The 17041-nt window shown below is 39.7% G+C and carries 16 protein-coding genes and 1 tRNA gene; 8 read left to right on the plus strand and 9 right to left on the minus strand.

Annotation, left to right across the window (positions count from 1 at the left end):
• Window positions 1–327: 327 nt before the first annotated feature.
• The 4 genes from ABD005_RS10655 to ABD005_RS10670 form a co-directional block, all read right to left on the minus strand.
• A complete protein-coding gene (locus ABD005_RS10655) occupies window positions 328–3030 on the minus strand; it encodes a protein kinase domain-containing protein (RefSeq protein WP_343817383.1) in 2703 nt (900 codons plus the stop codon).
• Window positions 3023–3742: a PP2C family serine/threonine-protein phosphatase gene (locus ABD005_RS10660; protein WP_343817384.1), complete on the minus strand. Its 720-nt coding sequence runs from the start codon at window positions 3740–3742 to the stop codon at window positions 3023–3025. Before ABD005_RS10660 ends, ABD005_RS10655 begins: the two co-directional genes overlap by 8 nt.
• Window positions 3742–4416: a vWA domain-containing protein gene (locus tag ABD005_RS10665; RefSeq protein ID WP_343817385.1), complete on the minus strand. Its 675-nt coding sequence runs from the start codon at window positions 4414–4416 to the stop codon at window positions 3742–3744. The genes ABD005_RS10660 and ABD005_RS10665 overlap by 1 nt, the downstream gene beginning before the upstream one ends.
• Before the next feature lie 415 nt (window positions 4417–4831).
• A complete protein-coding gene (locus tag ABD005_RS10670) occupies window positions 4832–5407 on the minus strand; it encodes a TetR/AcrR family transcriptional regulator (RefSeq protein WP_343817386.1) in 576 nt (191 codons plus the stop codon).
• Window positions 5408–5503: 96 nt separating this feature from the next.
• Between ABD005_RS10670 and ABD005_RS10675 the strand changes: the two genes are divergently transcribed.
• The 5 genes from ABD005_RS10675 (at window position 5504) to ABD005_RS10695 (ending at window position 8244) form a co-directional block, all read left to right on the plus strand.
• Window positions 5504–5968 carry an HPP family protein gene (locus ABD005_RS10675; RefSeq protein WP_215978364.1) on the plus strand — a complete coding sequence of 155 codons (465 nt, stop codon included), beginning with the start codon at window positions 5504–5506 and terminating at the stop codon, window positions 5966–5968.
• A gap of 104 nt (window positions 5969–6072) precedes the next feature.
• Window positions 6073–6987 carry a glutaminase gene (locus tag ABD005_RS10680; RefSeq protein WP_215978366.1) on the plus strand — a complete coding sequence of 305 codons (915 nt, stop codon included), beginning with the start codon at window positions 6073–6075 and terminating at the stop codon, window positions 6985–6987.
• A 136-nt stretch (window positions 6988–7123) separates the two neighbouring features.
• Window positions 7124–7732, plus strand: coding sequence for a MarC family protein (locus tag ABD005_RS10685; protein ID WP_343817387.1), 609 nt, complete (start codon window positions 7124–7126; stop codon window positions 7730–7732).
• Between the two features lie 45 nt (window positions 7733–7777).
• Entirely contained in the window at window positions 7778–8005 is a 228-nt protein-coding gene (locus ABD005_RS10690) for a hypothetical protein (protein WP_343817388.1), read from the plus strand.
• Window positions 8006–8153: 148 nt separating this feature from the next.
• Window positions 8154–8244, plus strand: a tRNA-Ser gene (locus tag ABD005_RS10695).
• Window positions 8245–8320: 76 nt separating this feature from the next.
• Here the strand turns inward: ABD005_RS10695 and ABD005_RS10700 are convergent.
• The 4 genes from ABD005_RS10700 to ABD005_RS10715 form a co-directional block, all read right to left on the minus strand.
• Window positions 8321–9832, minus strand: coding sequence for a sensor histidine kinase (locus ABD005_RS10700; protein WP_343817389.1), 1512 nt, complete (start codon window positions 9830–9832; stop codon window positions 8321–8323).
• Between the two features lie 2 nt (window positions 9833–9834).
• The gene (locus tag ABD005_RS10705) at window positions 9835–10554 is read right to left on the minus strand and encodes a response regulator transcription factor (protein ID WP_215978361.1); all 720 of its coding nucleotides are present in this window, start codon (window positions 10552–10554) and stop codon (window positions 9835–9837) included.
• 130 nt (window positions 10555–10684) lie between these two features.
• Window positions 10685–11386, minus strand: coding sequence for a spondin domain-containing protein (locus ABD005_RS10710; RefSeq protein WP_425544899.1), 702 nt, complete (start codon window positions 11384–11386; stop codon window positions 10685–10687).
• A 16-nt stretch (window positions 11387–11402) separates the two neighbouring features.
• Window positions 11403–12101, minus strand: a complete 699-nt coding sequence (locus ABD005_RS10715; RefSeq protein ID WP_343817391.1) for a spondin domain-containing protein — start codon at window positions 12099–12101, stop codon at window positions 11403–11405.
• 230 nt (window positions 12102–12331) lie between these two features.
• On the opposite strand from ABD005_RS10715, the gene ABD005_RS10720 reads away from it, so the two are divergent.
• Window positions 12332–13135 (plus strand): SDR family oxidoreductase, encoded by an 804-nt coding sequence (locus ABD005_RS10720; protein WP_343817392.1) that lies wholly within the window; start codon window positions 12332–12334, stop codon window positions 13133–13135.
• 36 nt (window positions 13136–13171) lie between these two features.
• Here ABD005_RS10720 and ABD005_RS10725 read toward each other — a convergent pair whose 3' ends face one another.
• On the minus strand, window positions 13172–13801 hold the full coding sequence (locus tag ABD005_RS10725) for an arylesterase (RefSeq protein ID WP_343817393.1): 630 nt from the start codon (window positions 13799–13801) through the stop codon (window positions 13172–13174).
• On the opposite strand from ABD005_RS10725, the gene ABD005_RS10730 reads away from it, so the two are divergent.
• Both ABD005_RS10730 and ABD005_RS10735 read left to right on the plus strand, forming a co-directional pair.
• Complete coding sequence (locus ABD005_RS10730) at window positions 13800–14513, plus strand: ABC transporter ATP-binding protein (RefSeq protein WP_343817394.1); 714 nt, start codon at window positions 13800–13802, stop codon at window positions 14511–14513. The genes ABD005_RS10725 and ABD005_RS10730 overlap by 2 nt on opposite strands.
• Window positions 14503–17019 carry an ABC transporter permease gene (locus ABD005_RS10735; RefSeq protein ID WP_343817395.1) on the plus strand — a complete coding sequence of 839 codons (2517 nt, stop codon included), beginning with the start codon at window positions 14503–14505 and terminating at the stop codon, window positions 17017–17019. Before ABD005_RS10730 ends, ABD005_RS10735 begins: the two co-directional genes overlap by 11 nt.
• Window positions 17020–17041: the final 22 nt, after the last annotated feature.

Raw genomic sequence — 17041 nt, forward strand, 5'->3', positions numbered from 1 at the left:
GCTGTTTCGAGCCTAAACTCTGCGCTATAAGTTGGTCGTTTCTTCTTTGTCATTTGTATCACCTAAGTAGTTATGAGATGCATGATAACATCTCTAATTAGGTGGCCAAATTAACTATGCCACTTCAAGGTAAAAAGTGCTGTGGACGAACTCCGTTAGAAACATTACTTGATGGGAAATTGAGTTGGGCTGAAAAGAATTTAGCTCAAATCTAAGCTGACAAAGCACCCTAAAAATCGGGTAACTGTCAGATCAGGTCTGAGCTACTACAAGTAAGCTATTTTAAACTTCCTTTTACGTTATTTACAATCTTCTTTATAAACTACGTTAGTTAATATTAAAAAGATCAAGTTTATATTCTTGAGCCGCGAAAGTCTTTTTTAAATCCGCGGATCTAACATCAGAGAACATAAACCAGCCAAGTGCCGCCTGTTTACCATCGTTTGATAGGGTAGAGCTTAAGTGGACGATTCTTTTTGTATCGAAGCTATCAGCGTTTGAACTGTCAGAAGATCTATAACTTCTCGCCAGCTTAGCGCTTAGTGTTAGGCTATTCGTCGAAGCATCTAATTTATAGATAAACGCTTTAGCAAATATAGTATCACGTTGCTCTTTTGCATCAATGCCGGTTAATAAGGTATCACCGGCTTGATTTAGTTTAAAACCTCTATTTAAGCCTAATCCATTGAAGAGTTTAGAGTTTCGCATAAATGACATCTGTGCTTTAGCGTTACTAATACTTGCCGGTACTTTAACTAATACTTTTGTTGGTTTTCTTTGTTTTGGTGTGATTCGCATAGTTTTTCCGTTAGGAGTGCTTATTGGCTGCCATCCCAACGTGGTTTTTTTCCACAAGCTGATCATCGGGTAGGCTAGCGCCACTTCAACAGGGTCACCAAAAAAGGTATATTTATCATTATTTATTTCTTCTTCTGCGTATTCTCCTATCGCTAAAATATCACCAGATAAGTTCGTCGCAATATCTACGCCCGACATTGAGTTAGCATTAGGTAAGGTCGAAAAGTCAGTTGTTACCTGATATGAACCATCAGTTAACGTGAGTTCAACCACAAATCCTTGGTAGTTTACACCGTATTTTTCGCTTTTTGCCAAAGACAGTAGTAATCGTTGACCTCCATCAATCGTTAACAACCGTGTAATATGCCAATCTTGCCACTTGGTTGGTAATTTTTGCTTTAATAAAGGCTCTTTAGGATTATTAACATCATAAACCACTAACTCGAAATTGCTCGCCATTATTAATTTTTTGCCCGAAGACGTTAAACTAAATCGCCAAGGACGATAACTATGCTCTGTTTTTTCTGTCGTATTATCCATTAATATTCTTTCAGCACTGAAGGAGTTAAACGTATAGGTAACTTCTTCACCCATACCTACTTGGCTAACTCCAGTACAAATACTCGGATTGTATTTACATTTATAAACATAGGCAGTTTCAGTATTATTATCGTATTGCCAATCGTTTAATCGGTATAGTCTATCATTTTGCTTTTTAAGTTGGCCTAGCTCCTTTCCCATCATTTCAAAATTAATCGTTTTTAAGCTGATCTCAGCTGAGCTACTTGGAGATATCACTCCAAAAGGAAAGTAATTTAGTAATGGAAAATTAGATGATGAGTCAAAACGAGTGAATTGATGAAAAGGTATTTCAGCTAATTTATTAGCTTTAGATTGAAACCCTCTTTTTATTTCACGGTAAGTTATATTACCTGATAATGAATTAGCCACTGCTATGGTAGGTGCTTTGCTCAAGGTAGATATTTCTGAGCTGACAGCCGAAATTTCGCGTTGTTTAACTTCTTTTTTAGGTACATTTACGCTAGTGGGGGCAGAGTTAAAATCTATCGAGGTAAAGATAACCACAATAAAAATAATGGTGAAAATTACAAATAATAATGTTGAGGGTGCCATTTTTGAAGGAGCACTTGCCACTACATTACCGGTTGATAAGTTTTGCCTATTAATTGTTTGGTGTTTTCTTTTTGTTGCCTTCTTCTGAGTTTTTGCCTGTTGTTGTATGTTGGCTCTGGTTTGACCTAGCTTACAATGCGGGCAATTTTTTTGCCAATAACTATGGCTGGTATCTTGTTGACAGACCTTAAGGTTGAGGCTCTGCTTTGCTAGTAACTGCTGCCATGCACTGGCTTTTATGCGGTGAGTGCTGGTTAAACTTTGGCTGAACGCTTGTAGTAAAGCATCAGGAAAATCGTCATGTATACTCCACGGAGACGGCTTTATTTTTTTATGTGGCATTTTAGCGTAAGCATAAAGGCCTGCGGTAATTTTTGCTTGGTTATCGGTAGGAAGTGGCTTACCGTCTTTTGAAACGCCTTGAAAAGGGTGCAAGCCATTATTTAACAGTTGAAACAATATCGCAGCTAAAGCAAATAAGTCTTGTGCTTCACCTAACTTTTCAGGAGCAAGTTGGGCAGCAAAGGCTTCTGGGGCAATATAACCTGCGGTGTATTGATGCCCTAGAAATTGCTTGTTGTTACCTTGTATAGAAAAGCCGTCACAGTCGAGAACGACTACTTCTGCGTTGCGTTGATCAAATGACAAGTTAGCTGGCTTTAAATCAATAATATGATGACCAAGTTGATGCAATTCAGCTACTTTTTGGGCTAAATTAACCGCAACTTTTACTCTAAATTGATAGCTTTCGCTGATACCTAAAGAAGAGCGTAAGCGCTTTGAGAGTAATATTTCAAGCGTATGGCAGTGGCTCAAATCAAGTAATGGCATCGCGTAGCCGATGAAATTACTCTTCTGATCACTAAGTATGGCTACTGGCCAACAAAAGCCGTTGCCTTTGGGAGCATGAGATAACATTTGCCACAATTTATCTTGCCGTTGCTTATCTTTAAGCGGATCATGATAAATTTTTAAAGCTAATTTTTTATCAACACTCGCATAAATAGTGCCATCAGCACCACTGCTAATTGCCTTCTTGTTGTAGCGTATTTTTTGGGTCTTGCCATCAAGGTAGATCAGGTTTACGTTATTACTCATTAAACAGCCAAACTAAGGTTTTATCATCGCTGGTAATAACGTCAGTACGAGGATCTTTTAAGGTATTAGCTAAGGCCTGTTCGCCAGTCATGCTATCAACACTTTTTAAGTATTGGTGTACAGGTAATAAAAAATTTTCTGTTGGACGATAAGGGTTGGTTAACGCGGAAAAACTAGCAGCACCATCAGACATTAAAAACCAAAGTTTGTAACGCTCAGGGGCACAAATATAGCGCAAATGTGATTGCCAGTCAGGTAGCGTAAAAAAGTAAGTTGTTTCGGCAAACTCGCCATTTTCAGGCTCACTCACCACAAAGTCAGACCAATCATCGGGATTGACACCAATAATTAAACCATCGCCAATATGAAAAACTAAACTGCCATTATTATTAGTGACTATGCCACATAAGGTTGCGTGATAATCAGATAATGGTCCTTGTTTGCTCACCTCATCTCTGACTTGACTAATAGCGCCTTCAATACGGCTTAGCGTATTTTCATCCGTTGATATTGTTTGAGCTAACGCTTGGCAAACGGTATCGACTAATAGTCTAGAGCCAATGTGAGAGTGTACTGCAGAGCCCGCACCATCAGACAAGCAAGCCACAACACCGCTTGATTTTTTGGTTACTTGCCAAGCGTCTTGGCAAGGAATATCCTTAGAAAGATGAGACGTTCCGGTAATTGCGCTACCTAAAAAACGTGTAGACATTAAATTTCAACCTCTGCCCATTCATCAGGAGCAGGTAAGCGAACTTTTTGCCCAGGAACACTAGCAGAAACCGTCGCCATAGAACGACTTAACCACACAAACAACTCACTAAAGTTTAAACCTTTTAATTTTTTAGCTGACTTATTTGAAAATTGGCTTAAGGCTTCAAAGTCTGCACCATCAGTACCAATTGGAAAAACAACAACTTGTTTATTTGACTCAGCCTGACGGCATGCTTTTGCTGAACTTTCCCAGTCAATATCGGTTGGACAGCCATCAGATAAGAGAATTATCCAAGGTCTAGTGCTGGAAATGCCATTGCTATCATACACCGACTTTTGTTGTTGTACTTCAGTCAATGCAGCGTCCATACCGGCACCTAAAGGTGTTAAGCCACCAGCTTTAATGGTTGGCGCTTTAAAATCGACGGCATCTACCCAAGGTTGTAAAACTTCAACATCGTCATGACCGCCAACAGCTAACACCAATACTTGTATTCTTAATGCGGTTGAGAGGTCGCTCTTTAATTGCTCTTCAAAAATTTTAAGACCAAGATTAAGCTGTTTAAGTGGCTCACCAGACATAGAGCCTGAGGCATCTAAAACGAGTACACAAGGAGTTCTTTGATTGGCGTTATCGATAAATTCAACACCAGGAATAGCATTATTAGACATTTGAAATTAAATCCATTTAGAGTAAAAGCTTATTAAATCAAAAAAAGTTAATGAATTCTAACGATATTTTAAAAAACCTTTTGATGTCTCAATGCTATAGCAAGTAATGTCGTCAATTAGCTTTATTGCTTCCATATTATTTTTTTATTACTACTAAATGCTTAGAAGATTGATGATGGTCGATAGGTAAAACCCTAAGCCAGCTTTCGATGTGTAATAAAACTACGTATACGGGCGATGTTAGGTTTAGGCTTTTTTTGTCGCAGCTCCTAAACCTAAGCAAGGCTGTAGTAGCAAGTCAGGAAAAATAGCCGTAGCTATTCAAAAGCAATATGCTACGCCTTGCCCGCAGTTTAATAAAATGTTGCGAGTTGCTAGCTGAAAAATTAGAAAAGCGCCTTAATAAAAGGGTTTGTTAACATCCCTCCCTGATTAACTGACGGACTATTGGTAAACATTTTAATCCGGCAGTAACATCGCCTTCGACCGAGGCTGAAACTATTGCGCCTTCTTTAAGTAAGCAAATAGTTTGTGTTAACTGCTGACACAGCTCTTCATTTTTAATAAACAAAGACAGTTTTGCTTGTATCAATACCTTAATTTTATTTTTGTGTGCTTTACATAGTTGGCGTGCAGGGGCGTTATGATCCCCATATTCGGCAGCGGTATTGATAAAAAAACAACCTTTAAATTCGTCAAGCTCGATCACTCTGTTATTAAACCAATCATCTAGAGCATAAAATATTGCAAGCATTGCATCAGTGCCTGTGCTTTGATCATTAAATATAGACTCAAACCATTGACAAAAAATCATATCGCGGTAATGGAGTGTTGCCAAAACCAACTCCTCTTTACTGGCAAAGTGGTTATACAGGGTTTTTTTAGCGACTCCAGATTGCTTTAATATTTCATTGATACCAATAGAATTAATGCCGCGAGCGTAAAAGAGTTTCAAGGCCTCGTTAATTAACAGCAGTTTTTTATCATTCATATTACTTTCTCCAATTGAGATATATGTTGACAGAAGTAGAACGACTTGTCTACCATGGCTAAGTAGACAAGTCGTTCTACTTTTTTTGGAGGTCTTATGAAAAAAACAGTATTTGCTTTTACCGCAGGAGTTGCGGCCACTTTGGCGATAGGTGTACTAACTTACCTTGATAGTTTTTCAGTACATTCAGGGCTTTGGCTTATGGCTCCCTTTGGCGCTAGTGTAGTATTAGTTTTTGGTGTGCCAACTAGCCCCTTAGCACAAGCTAAAAATGTAATTTTGGGGCATTTTATAACGGCGCTTATTGGTGTTGTTTTTATTAACTATATTGGAGTAACGCCATGGTCTTTGGCATTAGCGACAGGGGTAGGGGTTAGCACAATGTTATTGACTAACACCACTCATCCGCCAGCAGGCGCAAATCCGTTATTAATTATGCTATCAGGACAGAGCTGGTCGTTTTTATTTACACCAGTACTACTTGGCTCATGTGTGATTGTACTGCTCGGTTTGTTGTTTAATAAGTGGCGTGCTTCACCTTTTGAAACCGCTAAACCTTAATTCGTGATATTTAAAATATAATAAAGCCAAGGGTAAATTTACTTTTCATTCCCAAGCTTATCATGATAAAAACACCACTATTCTTAGCAACTGAGACATTGACCTTGCAAACTATTTTAAATGAAATTGCTGACACGATGAATGCAAGTACAGAGCGCGGTACCGTTGCTAACTATATTCCTGAGCTAGCTGCTGTTGACCCCAATCAATTTGGTATATCAGTTGCTTTACCTACGGGAGAGGTTTTCAATGCGGGCTGTGCGCAACAGTTGTTCTCAATTCAAAGCATCTCTAAGGTTTTTAGTTTAACGTTAGCGTTAGGGAAAATTGGTGATGCTGTTTGGAACAAAGTAGGTCGAGAGCCTTCTGGCGATCCTTTTAACTCAATAGTACAACTTGAACATGAGCATGGTAAGCCACGTAACCCATTTATTAATGCCGGTGCAATTGCCGTTGTAGATTCCATTATGATGGGGCATGAGCCTAAAGAAGTCCTCGCAGAAATATTACAGTTTGTTCGCTATATTGCTAACGATAACAGCGTAGCAATTGATGAAAAAGTTGCTTTGTCGGAGTTAGCTACCGGACATCGTAATGCATCATTGGCCCACTTTATGGCGTCATTTGGCCGTATTGAGCATGATATTAATAAACTGTTAGGCGCTTATTATCATCAATGCTCTATTTCTATGAGTTGTGAACAACTGGCAAAGTCAGGACTTTTTTTGGTTTCTGATGGCGTTAACAGGGTTACAGGGAAACAAATTGTATCGTCGCAACGAGCAAGGCGAATAAACTCATTAATGTTAATGTGTGGACATTATGATGGCTCGGGTGAATTTGCTTATCGTGTCGGGCTACCAGGTAAAAGTGGTGTTGGTGGTGGTATTTTAGCAATTGCACCTGGTAAAGCATCTATTGCGGTTTGGTCTCCAGGACTTGATACTATTGGTAATAGTAAGTTAGGTACATTAGCCTTAGAGTTACTGGTTCAACGTACAGGTTGGTCAGTTTTTTAACATTCACGATTTAGCATTGAAGTTAAAGCCAAACCAAGTAACAAACTGTGACCACTACTTTTAAAGAATAAAGCTATAGTGGTTCCTTCAGTTGATGAGCTGAAAGCCTAACGACGTTCATTATATAAGGACAATTATGATCGATTATGTCTCAACCTTTATTTTCTTTTTTGCTGTTATCGACCCTATTGGTACCGTACCTGTATTTATCGCCGCGACAGGGCATTTCGATGAAAAAACTAAAAGAAAAATTGCAATTAAATCAACACTTTTTTCAGCGCTGATCTTATTATTTTTTGTTGTCGCGGGTGAAGTTATTTTAACATCGATGGCAATTCCTTTATCTGCATTTCAAATTGCAGGCGGTATTGTTCTGTTTATTTTTGCATTATCTATGATTTTTGGTGAAAGCAAACCAGAGCAAGAAGTGAAGCTCGCTACAAACAGCAACGAAACAGCTATTTTTCCGCTTGCGGTTCCTTCAATTGCCGGACCTGGTGCTATGCTGGCCGCAGTATTAATGACAGAAAATGCTCGTTATAATTTGATCGAACAAACTCAAACGGCAGCGATGATGCTAGCGGTATTAGTTATTGTACTCATCTTACTATTATGCGCGAGTTGGACACATCGCATTATAGGTAATAGCGGCGCAAGTATTATAAGTCGAATTATGGGGCTTATCTTAGCATCAGTAGCAACGGCTAATGTGCTATCAGGTATTAAAGAGTATTTTACTTTATAATTCACTTATCGTTGAGAGACTATCGCTTTTAGCGAGCATAAAAGCATGACAATAACAATTGCCATTAAAGATATTGTGTTTAAATGCAAAACAGATGAGCAAATTTTCTACGAGCGTTTAACAAAAACCACAGGACTAACAAAAATAACCTTAGATGGAGAGGTTATATACCTTTTTGTTGCCTGTGAATATCAGCATAGTGCCATTGAAGAGCTTACCGCTTTATGTGACATGTGGCATGGAACATATGCAGTAATGCCGAATATTGTGTGAAATAAAAACAAGCTGACTATTTTTTTATCAAACAAACCTAAAATCAACAAAATTCGTAAAATAGTGCTTTACAACATATCAGAGAGACTTTAATATTCGCCCCGTCTTCAGGCAAGCATTGATTTACAAGGTTTGTTTAAAGCAACTCGGTGAGATGGCTGAGTGGTCGAAAGCACCGGTCTTGAAAACCGGCATGGGTTTGTAGCCCATCTAGGGTTCAAATCCCTATCTCACCGCCACATTAAGAAAAAGCCCTAACAGAAATGTTAGGGCTTTTTTTTGCTTGAAATTTAGGCTTGAGATTATCAACTTTTTCTAAGCACTATTTTTCCTGAGTACTATTTCAAATTGTGTACCTGTACCTAATTGGCTGCGCACCTCAATATCGCTATGAAGTAGTTTTAGTAGTTGTTTGCAAATAGCCAACCCTAAACCGCCATGAGTTTTTTTGCAGCCTTTGGCATTACTGGCGCGGTAGCGGGCATCAAAAATATAGTTAATTTCATCGGCATTAATGCCAGTACCCGTGTCACATACTTGTAAGTTTATTGCATGTTCTTGGTTGCTTACTTTAATGATTATATTACCTCCAGAGGGAGTGTGACGCAGTGCATTGTCAATTAAGTTGCTCAAAATACGTTCTAGTTTAGCAATATCGCTAGAGATCATAAAATCACAAATTTTAGGTTCAACGTTAAACGTCACGCCTGACTGCGTTGCTTTTAAAGTAAACTTAGCTAGACAGTCGTAGATTAATTCACCTAGGTTAAAGCGTTCATTGTTCACTTCAACATGACCTGACTCAAGGTGAGCTAATTCAAAAATTTGGTCAATTAAGCCTTTAAGCTGTTTAGTATTATTTAAGCTAATAGCAAGGTAGTCAGCTTTTTGCTCTGGGGTGTCAGTTACTTTCGCATGTGTTAATAGTTCTAAATACCCTTGTAAAGATGCAAGAGGCGTTCTTAAGTCATGAGAAAGATGGGTGAGTAATTCGCGGCGTTGGCTGTCGTTTTGTTTGAGTTGTTTAAATTGACTATCAATACGTAACACCATGTTATTTATGCTATTTCCGAGTTGATGAACCTCGTTACGGGTATTACTTGGCCACTGGGGAAGAGTTATATTGGTTAAGTCAAAGCGAGCTGATTCAATAGCGGTTAACTGTTGTACAAGTTGCTGCATAGGCTGGGTGAAATAGCGAAATAATGCCAATAAAAAGAGTAATAAAAAAATAAAACCAGCAATAAACCACATAGCGGTAACACTGAGTGTTTCACTGGCTTTGATACGATTAAAAATAGTATCGTAAGCCTCACCACCAATAATGACATACAAGTAGCCTTGTAGATTTTTTTGTGTCTTATCTTTTGTGTTTTCATGGTTATAGACTGGTGCGACCGAGAATATTTTTGTTTTATCAATATTGCGTGGATCTTGACCATAAATAGGGAGTTTGTTGTTTTGTTCAATAAGAGATAACAAAGGAGCTAAATTAATTTTTTTACGTTTCACCTTACCTTTAGGGGCTGAATAAGTCAGAATTTCGCCATGAGGATCTACAAAGTAAAACTCAAATGCTGGGCCCAGTAACATCAAGGTATGAAATAGGTTTTTAAGCGCGTCGTAATCGTATACCCCTTGTTGCAATAATGGGTTGTCTTGTACTAAGTGCGTGGCAAGTTGTAAATGAAGCTTTTGCTGTGCTTGTTGCTGAGACACTTGCTCTAGTTGTTGACTCCAACTGACAATCATCATGATCACTGCGCTAAAAATAACAAAGAGCGAGGCAACAATTTTTTGGTAAAGTGAAAATCGATTAAACAGCATTATCAGTCCATACAAGTTAATGTTGAGGGGTTAAGTTTATAGCCTACGCCCCATACGGTTTCTATTACGTTATCTAGCTGGTAGGGCTCTAACTTAGCGCGCAGCCGATTGATATGTGAATTTACGGTATGCTCGTAACCACTGTGTTGATAGCCCCATACTGAGTCAAGTAATTGCGTACGACTGAATACTTGGTTAGGGTGACTGGCAAAAAATATAAGTAAATCAAACTCGGTTGACGTTAGGTTTAATGTTTCGCGTTGAATAAATACGTCGCGTGACTGTTGGTTTATCAGCAAAGGGCCTAGGGTTACAATGGTTGCAACTTCTTCTATTTGCTGTTTATTACGAAGCAAGTGCACATGACGTAATTGTGCTTTAACGCGTGCTTGTAATTCACGGGTGTTAAAGGGTTTACAAATATAATCATCAGCGCCCATTTCAAGGCCTATCACACGGTCCATTTCAGCGCTTCTTGAGGTTAACAGCACAACGCTTGTTTCGGGGGAGCTATCTTTGAGTTTTCGACACAAGGTTAAGCCATCCATTGTTGGCAGCATAATGTCGAGTAATACTAGCGCACATGCGGTATTTTCAAGGTAACTAAGTGCCGACTCGGCGCACCCTACATGGTGGCTTTCGAGGGATAATTCACTTAAATGTACTTGCACCAATCGTGCGATGTCACGGTCATCCTCAACAATTAAGACCTGATCTCTCATTTTCCTCACCTTACACGAAGTTGAGGAAGTCACCCAATGTGAGCGACCGTAAGAGATTGCTTTAAAAGATTAATACAGGGTTTAGCCTAAGGTATTACTTTCAAAGCAAACTTACAGTCGTTTTCCTCGCTTATTGCATCCGCGTTATAGTGATTGTCATTATCGGGTTATCAAATTTATGATTACCGTTTAATACCGACTGAGTTAAACCGTCATCTTGTCCTACAACACCAGAGTGTGCGGAAACAATTTGGCTATCATTACGTTCACTGTTAAAGCCTTCGCCGCCATCAGCAGGCCCAGGAATGGTTCCAGAGCTTTCGCTATTAGCTTCAGTGCCCGCATCATAGGCCATTGTATTAACGTTTAACGCTTCACCGACTGCTAACTGAGATACGTCTATAGCATTAAGACCTGAGAAACCGTCATTGGTATTCACCATCATGGTAAATAAACTGAGTTTTATGTTATTAAGCTGTTCGCTATCAACCATCAAGTCAATAGTATTTCCAGGGGGCAAAGGCATGCTATCGCTGGTTGAAGTCATCACTATTTCTTGCGCGAGTAGTGCTGAGTTATCACCCGATTCGGCCATTTGCTCAAGTGCCTCAGAAGCTGGCGAGCCAATCTCCCAAAAAGCACCGTCTTGGTGAAGTGCAATGCCAATGGGGGATAATGGTTGTGCGTGGGTAAGGTTAGTAATCGACACAGAAAAGCTATAAACCATTGCAGCAGGCACAGGCGTTTCCATATCATCAACTCTGGTATTATTATCACTACCGCAGCCATAAAGACCTGCTAATAATAGCGGTAAAAAAAGTTTTTTGAACATATTCATGACAATACTCCTATTTTACCGTTACAGTAACTTTCGCTACAGGGTTTAACCATCTGTGCACCGTGTTATGAAGGTCGCTGTTACCACTTTCAGGTTGATCGTCACCTAAACTGCCACGGTGAATATGAACACTTTGATTGGCTTCGGTATTAGTAACACCAGTGCCATTTATGCCAGAGCCTCCAGGGGCAGCAGGAATACCCGGCATACCGACAACACCAGAGCCTGCTAGAATTAGCTCATTGTTAGCTTCAGTGCCTGCATCGTAGGCATTTAGGTAAATATCATAACTACCCGGTGCTGTTGGGATCATCCAACTGTTTAAGCCAACAAAACCATCATTGGTGGGTAACATCATTGCGGTAATTGATAAGTATTGATTACCGTCAGTTGTTTCAAGCATTGCCATGGTAGATTGTGAAGGTGCAAGCAAACCGTCGGCAGGGTTTTCAACTTTGTTGCCTGAAACAGCGTCTACAATACCTGCAAGGCCAGTAATATTACCACCTTCAGCCATTGCCTGTAGTTCAGGTGTCGCTACTGTACCAGACATAAATAGCTGGCTGTCGCCATTATGTGCGGCCACTAAAAGTGGCGTGAAATAAATACCTTGCGTTAAATTAGTGATTTTAATATCAAGTGAAGCTGATGAGGCTTGTTGGCTAGCAAAAGCTAATAGGCTTGTGAGTAATAATGGCGTTACTTTCATGTTGTTTTCCTTTTTAGTGAACGTATAAATCATGGGTACGAAAAAGAGTATGCAAAACAACTATCAAGAAAGGCTCACGGAGTTATCACATTTGTATCACAATTTATCGCTGATTTTGTCACAGTGATAAATTGACAGCCGTATTGATTTTGCCCCGATTAATGTAAAACTAGCGATAAATAGTTAAAATGACCAAACGTTATTTTACACCAACACAAAAGGACTCGTTAATGACAAGGCTTTTAGGGAAAACTATTGTAATTACTGGCGCTGCTCGTGGCATTGGGCAAGCAACAGCAGCACTATTTGCACAAAATGGCGCAACCGTCATCATTACAGATATTAACGATGAACTTGGTCAACAAGTTGCTGCAGATATTGGTGATAAAGCAAAATACTTTCATTTAGATGTTGCCCAAGAAGCGCATTGGGAAAAGCTGTCAGCAATACTCATTGAGGAATATGGGCAAATTGATGGTCTGGTTAATAATGCGGGTATAACGGGATTTTTTGAATCTGAGGGACCACACGACCCTGAAAACTTACACCTTGATAGTTGGCATAAAGTACATCGCACTAACCTTGATGGTGTCGCCTTAGGTTGTAAATATGGTATTCAACTGATGAAGTCAGCCCTAAGTGCTAGCATTGTGAATATTTCATCACGCTCAGGTATGGTCGGTATTCCAGGCGCCTGTGCTTACGCTTCAAGTAAAGCGGCAGTGAGAAATCATACTAAGTCAGTGGCGCTATATTGCGCTGAGCAAGGTTATGCTATTCGTTGTAACTCTATTCATCCAGGAGCCATTTTAACGCCTATGTGGGATGCGATGTTAGGTGAAGGGGTAGCCAGAGAGCAGGCAATTAACCAAGTGGCAAAAGATATACCATTGCAAAAAATGGGGGAGCCAAACGATGTTGCTTATGCCGCATTATATTTGATCTCTAATGAGTCAAATTATGTCACGGGCATTGAGCTTAATATTGATGGTGGAATTTTAGCTGGCAGCAGTGCTACGCCAAGTAAAAACTAATTTACTTGGCGTTAACCAAAATGATTATTGTAAAGCTTATTGCTGTAGCCATTTATCAATTTCAAGTGACATAAAGTCACGAATAATAGGCTGAGCTTTGGCATTAGGGTGTAAGTTATCATCTTGCATTAAACTTGGTTCAATGGCGATATCGAGCATAAAGTAAGGCATTAAATAACTATTGGTTTCATTAGTAACTTTGCCATAACTGTCAGCAAACATTTTGCTATATCGTGGCCCTAAATTAGGAGGTATTTGTATTGCCATTACCGCAACTTTAGCGCCCGCTGCTTGGCTTTTAGTGATAAGCTCGGTTAAATGTTTTTGCAGTATGCTAACAGGAAATCCGCGAATGCCATCATTGCCGCCTAATTCAATTAATACATGACTGGGTTGGTGCGCCTCAAGCCATGCGTCTATTTTCAATATGGCATTGTCAGTGGTTTGACCGCTAATTGCGGTATTAATTAAAGTGATCTGTTTATTCTGGGCATCGTATTCATTTTGTAACAAATGAACCCAGTCTTGGTCTTGCTTAAGCCCGTAACCAGCGCTTAAGCTATCGCCTATCAGTAAAATCTTAGTTGAGGTTTCGCTTGAAAAAGTAGAAAAACTCGAAAAGGTTAGTAATAAAATAAATAAAAATTTTAGGGAAAAATAATTCATGTCAGCTCTTTCTCAGTTAAATGTAATTCAGGTTGCTGGGCTTACTAAACGCGTAAGTACCCTTGAAGGAAGCCTAACTATCCTTAGTGATATTAACTTCGCTGTCAAGTCAGGTGAGTCGGTTGCTATTGTTGGTGCTTCTGGCTCAGGTAAGTCAACCTTGCTTAGCTTACTTGCCGGTTTAGATATTGCAACCGAAGGTGAAATTCACCTTGATGGCGACGCATTAAGCACCTTAGATGAAGAAGCTAGAGCACGAGTAAGGGCTGAAAAAGTTGGCTTTGTGTTTCAATCATTTATGTTAGTGCAAAGCTTAACCGCACTTGAAAACGTGATGTTACCTGCGGAATTAGCAGGGGATCATGATGCTAAACAACAAGCTGTTGATTTACTTAAAAAAGTAGGCTTGTCGCATCGCCTTGAGCATTACCCATCGCAATTATCTGGTGGTGAACAACAACGTGTCGCTATTGCCCGTGCGTTTATTGGCTCTCCTAAAATACTCTTTGCCGATGAGCCATCCGCTAACCTTGATAGTAAAAATGGTCATTTAATTGAAAAGCTGTTATTTGACTTAAACAAGCAAAATGGCACTACACTGATTTTAGTGACACATGACGAGCAACTTGCCCAGCAATGCCAGCGTATTTTACATATAGAAGCTGGCGCACTAGAAAATATTAGCCAAGGGGTAACGGCCAATGTGGGTTAAATTAGCCTTTAAGTTATTTGCTAGAGAATTTCGCCGCGGTGAATTAACCATTATTTTTGCCGCGATTGCGCTGGCGGTATTAACTGTATTTAGTTTGTCGTCAGTCACTGAACGTATCGGTTTAAATATAGAGCAAAAAACCAGTGACTTTATTGCCGCAGACCGACGCCTTTCCAGTAATCACAACTTTGATCCCGCTTTACTTGAAAGCGCCACAGGCTATGGTTTAGAAACCGCGCAATTACTGTTTTTTGATTCAATGCTTTTCGCTAATGATGAGTTAGTGCTAGGGTCAATCAAAGCGGTGACTTCATCATACCCACTCAGAGGGAAAGTCATCGTTAAAGACAGTTTAACTAGCGAGGCTTACGAAGCGCAAAGCGTTCCAGCCTCAGGTAATGTTTGGTTAAGTGAGGGGATGTTTTATACCTTAAATGTTGATGTTGGTAGTAGCGTTGAAGTCGGTGCAGGAGTTTTTACGGTCAGTAAAGTATTAGTAAGCGAACCTGATGCGCCGTTTTTCTCATTGTCGGGTAACAAGCGCGTTTTACTCAACTATCAAGATATTAGCTTAACACAAGCGGTTCAGCCTGCTAGTCGCGTATTTCATCGTTTACTTTTCGCAGGTACTGACCAGCAACTTACCGACTATTACCAATGGTTAAAACCACAGCTAAAAAGTAATCAAAACTGGCAAGGGATCAAAGACAGGCAATCACCATTGGGTGAAAATTTAGAGCGCTCAGAGCGTTTTTTACTCCTTGCTGGTTTATTTGGCATTATGCTCGCAGCGGTTGCCATGGCGGTTTCAGCAAAGCGCTATTGTGAGCGACAGTACGACCCAGTAGCCATGATGAAAACACTCGGTGGTAGTCGTCAGGTTATTCGCAATATATTTTTATTACATTTAACTTTAGTTACCGTCTTTTCAATTGTAGCGGGTTTAGCGATAGGCTTTGTATTACAACATATTGGCGCAAACTACTTAGCGCAATTTATGGGCACTGAGCTACCCGCAGCAGGGCTAAGACCTTGGTTACTCTCTGCATTTATTGGTGTTGTTTGCGCACTCATGTTCTCACTTAAGCCGTTACTCGACTTATTTGATATTCCACCACTTAGGGTATTGCGTCGTAATTTAGGTGATACCTTAGCAATTAGCCGTTTGCATATTGCTTTTTCATTAATCACTATTTTTGTATTAATGTGGCTCTTTAGCGGCGCGTTAGTAACCACGCTGATTTTGTTTGCTTCAACATTACTGGTTATTGTTATTTTATTTGGCTTATCACGCTTGTTATTTGCAGCAGGTAGAAAAATGGGATTACGCCCAGGCTCAAGTTGGTCATTAGCCATTGCTACGTTACAAAAACGCGCTAACGCTAATGCTATTCAATTAATTAGTTTTGCTTTGGCGATTAAATTAATGTTGTTTTTAGTGGTATTGAAAAACGACATGATTTCAGACTGGCAAATGCAAGTGCCTGCAGATGCACCCAATATGTTTATTATTAATATTGCAGAGCAAGAAGTTGCGCCACTACAACAATTTTTTGAAGAAAAAGAAATTCCTCACGAAGCTTTTTACCCTGTATTCACCGGTCGTATTGATGCGGTTAACGATGAAGCGTTTGCGCGCAGAGTATCAAAACAAGAAGGCGAGGAGCAAGATGAAGAAGCGCGCCGTGGCGTTAATCGCGAGCCTAACCTCACTTGGTTAACAACGCTGCCAGAGGGCAATGAAATTATTGAAGGGCAGTGGTTTAGCGATACTAGCAGTGATAACCAAGGTGAAATAGAAGTATCAGTATTTGATGGCTGGCGTGATGCATTAGACTTAAAGTTGGGTGACACTATTACTATTTTGGTTAATGCACAGCAAATTAAAGCTAAAGTAACCAGTTTTAGAACGGTTGACTGGGGCACAATAAAACCTAATTTTGTGATGATATTAAGCCCTAATATGGCGGGTAAAATTCCAGTTACTTACTTTAGTGCCGCGCAATTGCAAGATAAGCACACTAAAGCAGTTAGCCAATTATTACAGCGCTATCCAACTATTAGTATGATAGATATTAAAGCACGACTTGAGCAAGCTCAGTCTATTATTGCGCAAGTATCACTCGCCATAGGTTTTGTATTATCAATTGTTTTGGTCAGTGGTGCTTTGGTGCTTATTTCGCAAGTACAGGCAAGTTTAGCGGAGCGCATGCAAGAAGTGGTTATTTTAAGAACCTTAGGTGCTCGAGGGCGCTTAATTAAGCTAGCCACTTTGTATGAGTTTTTATTATTAGGAGCCATTGCTGGTTTAGTAGCGGCCATTGTTAGCGATATCGCCTTGCTGATTATTCAACAGCAATTGTTTAGTGTTGCAGGGCGACTACATCCTTATATTTGGATTTTAGGACCGATAACGGGGGCATTATTTGTTGCCGCAATAGGTTATTTTATGGTTGCTAATACTATGCGCCAAAATACCCAAGGTTTATTAAGAAAAATAGCGTAAGTAACAGTAATTACACTTATAC

The organism is Colwellia asteriadis (genome assembly GCF_039523295.1).
In the GTDB taxonomy this organism is placed as follows: domain Bacteria; phylum Pseudomonadota; class Gammaproteobacteria; order Enterobacterales; family Alteromonadaceae; genus Colwellia; species Colwellia asteriadis.

What these genes read in the sequence shown, in the direction of transcription:
- ABD005_RS10670 (WP_343817386.1), bottom strand. Translation starts at nt 5,407, where the DNA reads ATGAATGATAAAAAACTGCTGTTAATTAACGAGGCCTTGAAACTCTTT.
- ABD005_RS10685 (WP_343817387.1), top strand. Translation starts at nt 7,124, where the DNA reads ATGATCGATTATGTCTCAACCTTTATTTTCTTTTTTGCTGTTATCGAC.
- ABD005_RS10725 (WP_343817393.1), bottom strand. Translation starts at nt 13,801, where the DNA reads ATGAATTATTTTTCCCTAAAATTTTTATTTATTTTATTACTAACCTTT.
- ABD005_RS10675 (WP_215978364.1), top strand. Translation starts at nt 5,504, where the DNA reads ATGAAAAAAACAGTATTTGCTTTTACCGCAGGAGTTGCGGCCACTTTG.
- ABD005_RS10730 (WP_343817394.1), top strand. Translation starts at nt 13,800, where the DNA reads ATGTCAGCTCTTTCTCAGTTAAATGTAATTCAGGTTGCTGGGCTTACT.
- ABD005_RS10715 (WP_343817391.1), bottom strand. Translation starts at nt 12,101, where the DNA reads ATGAAAGTAACGCCATTATTACTCACAAGCCTATTAGCTTTTGCTAGC.
- ABD005_RS10720 (WP_343817392.1), top strand. Translation starts at nt 12,332, where the DNA reads ATGACAAGGCTTTTAGGGAAAACTATTGTAATTACTGGCGCTGCTCGT.
- ABD005_RS10735 (WP_343817395.1), top strand. Translation starts at nt 14,503, where the DNA reads ATGTGGGTTAAATTAGCCTTTAAGTTATTTGCTAGAGAATTTCGCCGC.
- ABD005_RS10655 (WP_343817383.1), bottom strand. Translation starts at nt 3,030, where the DNA reads ATGAGTAATAACGTAAACCTGATCTACCTTGATGGCAAGACCCAAAAA.
- ABD005_RS10710 (WP_425544899.1), bottom strand. Translation starts at nt 11,386, where the DNA reads ATGTTCAAAAAACTTTTTTTACCGCTATTATTAGCAGGTCTTTATGGC.
- ABD005_RS10690 (WP_343817388.1), top strand. Translation starts at nt 7,778, where the DNA reads ATGACAATAACAATTGCCATTAAAGATATTGTGTTTAAATGCAAAACA.
- ABD005_RS10665 (WP_343817385.1), bottom strand. Translation starts at nt 4,416, where the DNA reads ATGTCTAATAATGCTATTCCTGGTGTTGAATTTATCGATAACGCCAAT.
- ABD005_RS10660 (WP_343817384.1), bottom strand. Translation starts at nt 3,742, where the DNA reads ATGTCTACACGTTTTTTAGGTAGCGCAATTACCGGAACGTCTCATCTT.
- ABD005_RS10705 (WP_215978361.1), bottom strand. Translation starts at nt 10,554, where the DNA reads ATGAGAGATCAGGTCTTAATTGTTGAGGATGACCGTGACATCGCACGA.
- ABD005_RS10700 (WP_343817389.1), bottom strand. Translation starts at nt 9,832, where the DNA reads ATGCTGTTTAATCGATTTTCACTTTACCAAAAAATTGTTGCCTCGCTC.